We start from the raw sequence: 5,392 nt of genomic DNA, 5'->3' as shown, positions 1-5,392 counted from the left end.
GTTTTCGGCCCGGGGCCTCCATCCCTTGCCGGAACAAGAAAAAACCGGCAATGTGGAAAAAGTTATAAGGGTGACGCGGGAAAGATATGCCAAAGAAAGGAGAGTCGTGGAAGATAAGATTGTGCGTTGGCATGAAAATGACGGGGGAGAGGATGAAAAAGAAAAAAATATTCAAAATAAAAACGATAGACAAGTTTTTACAAAAAAGTCCGAGCCGAAAAAAGAAAGGGAAATCAGGGTGGAAAAAACCGAGGAAGACGGAGAACATAAATTTGAAGTCATCTGCTCCCGATGCGGCAAGAGGACAAGAATTTCTTTTAAACCCGATGGGGTACGCCCGGTTTATTGCAAAGAATGTTTATCCGTTTTGCGCGAAGAAAAAAGGCAGGAAGTGGAGCTGAGGAAAAAGAAAAAACAGGAAGAAATAAAAAAAATTGAAGAACAGGAAAATTCAGGAAAGGAGTCGGGGCAGGAATTGTCTCTTGAAGAAATAAAAAAAATAAGGCCGGTTGATTTTAAAAACAAGCAGACAAAAGGGGAGGTTAGAGACGGGGAAGAAATTAAAGAAGGGGAAGAGATTATAATTAAGAATTAACCACCGCCAAGGCGGGACGGGAAAGTTAGAAGTAAGAAAGAAATAGTTAAATCTTAAATCTAAAATCTTCAAGATGGACTATCTAAAGGTAGGCAAAGCCACAGAGCTTGCCGGGCGGGATAGAAGGCTTTATCGGCTTTTGGAAATCCTGCCTGGTTTTTTATCCTGGGCAACTTTGCTTATTCTTCTTACCGGCTCTTATTTTCGCCCGGTCTGGGTGGCTTATTTTTTAATCGCCTTTGATGTTTATTGGCTTCTTTTGGTTTTGTATTTGGGTTTATATTTATTGGTTTCTTTCCGAAAATTAAAAAAAAATATGAAAATAGACTGGCGGGCCAGATGCGAGGATTTAATAAGTTCTCCGCTTTGCTCTGTTAATCCGGATTTGCCCGAGAGCGAGAGGAAGGGATCGGGAAATACCTGTTTGGCAAGAGGGGGGACAAATTGGCGGGAAGTAGTCCATTTGATAATTTTTCCGACTTATAATGAAAGCCTTGAGGTTATCAGGACCAGTTTTCAGGCCTTGATGGATGACGGCTATCCTCCCGAAAAGATGATAGTGGTTTTGGCAATTGAGGGCCGGGCGGGCAGGCCAGCGGAAGAAAGAGCAGAGGCAATCAAGCAAGAATTCGGTTATAAATTTAGAAATTTTTTAATTACGGTTCACCCGGACATTGTCGGCGAACTGAAAGGCAAGGGCGCTAACCAGGCCTGGGCCGGCCGTAAAGTAAAAGAAGAAATCATTGATAAGGAAAAGATTGATTATGATAAGATTTTAGTGAGCGTTTTTGACATTGACACGGTGGTGCGGCCCGGCTATTTTTTTTGCCTTACTTATAAATTTTTAACTACCCAAAATCCTTACCGCGCCAGTTACCAGCCGGTGCCGGTTTATCATAATAATATTTGGCAGTCTTCGTTTTTCGCCCGGGTCGCGGCCTCTTCCAACACTTTTTGGCAGATGATGCAGCAGATAAGGCAGGAGAAATTAGCAACCTATTCTTCCCATTCCATGACCTGGCGGGCCCTCAATGATATAAATTTTTGGTCCACCACGATGGTGAGCGAAGATTCCAGGATTTTTTGGCATTGCCTTATTCACTATAAGGGTGACTACCGGGTTGAGCCGCTTTATTTTCCGGTTTCCATGGATGTAACCATGGATGAAACTATGGTCCAGACAGCCAAGAGCCTCTACAAGCAACAGCGGCGTTGGGGCTGGGGAGTGGAGAATATCCCCTATTTGATTTTTAATGTTGCAAAGAAATGGAGAGAGATTCCCAAGAGAAAAATGATGGGTCGTATTTTGGTTCAGATTTACGGATTTCATTCTTGGGCCACAAACGCTTTGATTATTGCCGTTATCGGCTGGATGCCGATGATTTTGGGCGGAGACCGTTTTAATGCCACGGTCCTTTCTTCCAATCTGCCGTTTATAACGCGCGCTTTAATGACCCTTGCCATGGTCGGTTTGGTATTTTCAGCCGCTATTTCCACGGCGCTTTTGCCGCCACGGCCTCCCAAATACGGTTGGCATAAAAGTATTATAATGGTTCTGCAGTGGCTGGTCCTGCCCTTCAGCATTATAATTTTTGGCGCCATTCCCGGATTGGAAGCCCAGACCAGATTGATGCTGGGCAAGTATATGGGGTTTTGGGTAACGCCGAAGAAACGGGGAGATTAGAGATTAGTTGATTAGCTGCTGGGTGTTAGATATTAGGAATACGCTTTTAGGGCGTGTTTTTTTATACTTTAATTTTGTTTAATTTTAGCGAAATATGCTTATTTTTTGCTTAAAACGCTTGACAAATATTTTAAAGTATGCTATGATTATAGGTTAAATATTTTTGCGCTAAAAAAGGTTTTACCTTTAATAGTCGTAGAAATATTTATTAAGGAGGCATACCCTCTTTAAAGTTTATATTTATCTTCGCCGTTCTTGGCTTATGCCAAAAGCGGCGGGATATAGATGTAAATTTCTTGGATCATTACAATTTCTTCCTTAACCGGAAGATTATATAGCGCTCCGTTTAGGAGCCCATCCGGAATTTTCCGGGCAAACGGAAGTTTAGACAGAGGAGGTTTGAGATGGCAGAGGTAAAATTTAAGCCCGATGTCATCGAAATCATGGCTAAGGGCAAATTTGAAGAACGGGTGAAGTGCCCAGTTTGCGGGGAGGAAAAAGATCCCAGGGCATGGATCTGCGAGGCCTGCTTCAAAAAGCACGGCTATAGCCTGGTGGCCAAAGTTCAGGCGGCTGTCCGGCTTGCCAGCAAGGTGTCGCCTGAAGTCGGACAGAACCTTCTCCGGGTAGCTCGGCAAATTCTTTCCGCGCCCGACAGACCGAAGGGTGTGGAAAACAAGGATCTCGTGAAAGCGCTCCGCTCTAATCTTCCCGATGTGTCCGAGGGGGCGATTTTTGCCGCTTTTGCCGCTGTCCGGAAAGAAATGGAGGCGGAAGCCAAAGAAGCCGCTCGAAAAGCGGAGAAAGATGGCCGCTGGCGGGCCGCTTTGGCCGCAGTAGACGAGAATTTCCCCAGGGGCGAAGAGATCAAACCGGCTTTCTTTGTCAGTAATCCGGTTCGGCACAATGGCGGAATTATCAGTACCAATATGATGAAAGCCGCCTGCGCCCAGGTTCGCAAGGAAAGAAAGTGGGCCAGAGAAAACCAGATGGCGGATGCTTTCGTCAAGAGCCATCTGCGGTCGGTGGATTTCCCCGGGATCAATCAGCCGAAAATCGTAGCCGCTTCGGCCTGAAATTTCTGCCCCCTCCAGATAAAACTGGAAACGGGGGAAACAGGATCAGGTGGTCATATCTGAAAAGGGGGCAGATATGCTCTAACGACTCAAACGGAGTACGGGGAGACGGACGCGCCCTGACAAATAATGCGGCGGGGCAAAGCCATGCCCGAAACGCAGACTTCGCAAACCTGCGCTTCAAGGCTCAACCCATTCTTCAAGAAATTGGAGAGTGGGTTTTTTATTTGCTAATTTATTATGTTATAATAGGTATTAGGTATTGGTTGCTAGGCGCTAGATTTTAGTGCCAAGGTTTTTTAATTTTCTAAATATTTTTATGGAGGGTGGGATAAAAAGAGTTGAGGATCTGGACGTTTATAGAAGGTTATTTAATTTACATATAAAAGTTCATAATTTAACTTTAACTTTCCCTGGATTTGAACTGTATGAGTTAGGTTCTCAACTGCGCCGGTCTTCCAATTCCTGCCCGGCTAATTTAGCGGAAGGATTTAGTAATAAGCATATTAAGATGTATTTAGAAGGGATTTCTCGCATTCAAGCCGAATTAAGAGAAACAAAGCACCATTTAAAAGTAGCGTATTGCAAAAAATATATAACTTTAGAGAAATTAAAATATTTTATAGACGAATATGATATTTGCGGCAAGATGCTGACAAATTTAGAAAAATCACTTTATAAATATACCTAATATCTAACTAATAACTAATAACCAACACCCATGTCTGATTTCCATGGTTTATCAATTAAATCCTGCCTAAAAGAATTGAAAACTTCAGTAAATGGCCTGACAAACGAGGAAGCGGCCAAACGATTAAAAAAATACGGACCCAATAAACTTGAAGAAGAAAAGCCTTTAAGCCGGTTCGCTATTTTTGTTTCCCAGCTTAAAAGCCCTTTGATTTATGTTTTATTGGTGGCGGCAGCTGTTTCTTTTCTTCTTTCTGAATATGTTGACGCCGGGGTAATCTTTGGCGCCGTTGTTCTTAATACTATTATCGGTTTTTTTCAGGAGAATAAGGCTAACCGGGCCCTAAGCAAGTTAAGAAAAATGGTTGAGCACAAAGCTTTGGTTTTGCGGGACGGGCGGGAAACCGTGGTTGACAGCGGCCAATTGGTCGTCGGCGATATAATCATCCTGCAGGCGGGCAATCGGATTTTGGCTGACGGCCGGATAATTGAGGCCAATGATTTGCGGGCCAGCGAAGCTAATTTGACCGGGGAGTCAATCCCTTCTTCCAAGTCCACCGGCAAAATTCCCAAAGGGGCGGCTTTGGCCGACCAGGAAAATATGGTTTTCGGAAGCACGATTATTGTCCGCGGCAACGGAAAAGCGATAATCACCGCGGTCGGCGCCAAAAGCGAAATAGGCAAAATCGCCAATTTGGTCAAAACCACGACCGAGGAAAAAACTCCTCTGCAATTGCGTTTGCTGCGTTTGTCCAAATTTTTGGGTCTGGCCATAATTTTGGTTTGTTTGTTTGTCGCGGGCGTCGGTATTTGGCAGGGCCGCGATTTTTTTGAGATGTTCATCGTGAGCATAGCCATCGCCGTCGCGGCCATTCCGGAAGGCCTGGCCGTGTCCGTGACCGTGATTTTGGTTTTGGGCATGCAGAGAATTTTAAAGCGGAAAGCTCTTACGAGAAAATTGGTGGCGGCGGAAACCTTGGGTTCAACCACCGTTATTTGCGCGGATAAAACCGGCACTTTAACGGAAGGGAAAATGGAGGTGTCCAAGATTGTTATTGGCGAAAAAGAATTTGGATTGGAAACTTTGGGCGCAAAAGGGGATAATCAGGAAGCCGAAGCGGTCAGTTTGGCCTTGAAAATCGGTATGATGTGCAACGACGCTATCGCAGAAATTCCAGAGGACAAATCGGCCGAGGAAAAAATTATCGGCGCCCCGACCGAAGTCGCCTTGCTTTCGGCCGCCAGGCGAGCGGGGCTGGACCGGGAAAAGCTTTTAAAAATTGAACCGAAGATTGCCGAATTGCCTTTTTCCAGCGAAAAGAAATTTATGATTACTTTGCATAAGGG

General features: G+C 44.6%; 5 protein-coding genes. All 5 read left to right on the top strand.

The annotated features are described in order from the left end of the window. The coding region (locus PHQ42_05070; GenBank protein ID MDD5072073.1) for a hypothetical protein at positions 1-595 on the top strand (595 nt) is incomplete at its 5' end. A gap of 73 nt (positions 596-668) precedes the next feature. After that, positions 669-2,279, top strand: coding sequence for a glycosyltransferase family 2 protein (locus PHQ42_05065; protein MDD5072072.1), 1,611 nt, complete (start codon positions 669-671; stop codon positions 2,277-2,279). Between the two features lie 404 nt (positions 2,280-2,683). After that, positions 2,684-3,355, top strand: a complete 672-nt coding sequence (locus tag PHQ42_05060; protein MDD5072071.1) for a hypothetical protein — start codon at positions 2,684-2,686, stop codon at positions 3,353-3,355. A gap of 319 nt (positions 3,356-3,674) precedes the next feature. Beyond that, entirely contained in the window at positions 3,675-4,046 is a 372-nt protein-coding gene (locus PHQ42_05055; GenBank protein MDD5072070.1) for a four helix bundle protein, read from the top strand. Positions 4,047-4,076: 30 nt separating this feature from the next. Beyond that, on the top strand, positions 4,077-5,392 hold a 1,316-nt coding region (locus PHQ42_05050; protein ID MDD5072069.1), incomplete at its 3' end, for an HAD-IC family P-type ATPase.

Source organism: Patescibacteria group bacterium (assembly GCA_028711655.1).
Taxonomy (GTDB): Bacteria; Patescibacteriota; Patescibacteriia; order Patescibacteriales; family JAQTRU01; genus JAQTRU01.
This window is presented reverse-complemented; position numbering and strand designations above follow the sequence as displayed.

Coding starts and splice junctions, on each gene's coding strand:
- PHQ42_05065 (MDD5072072.1), top strand. CDS start 669: ATGGACTATCTAAAGGTAGGCAAAGCCACAGAGCTTGCCGGGCGGGAT.
- PHQ42_05060 (MDD5072071.1), top strand. CDS start 2,684: ATGGCAGAGGTAAAATTTAAGCCCGATGTCATCGAAATCATGGCTAAG.
- PHQ42_05055 (MDD5072070.1), top strand. CDS start 3,675: ATGGAGGGTGGGATAAAAAGAGTTGAGGATCTGGACGTTTATAGAAGG.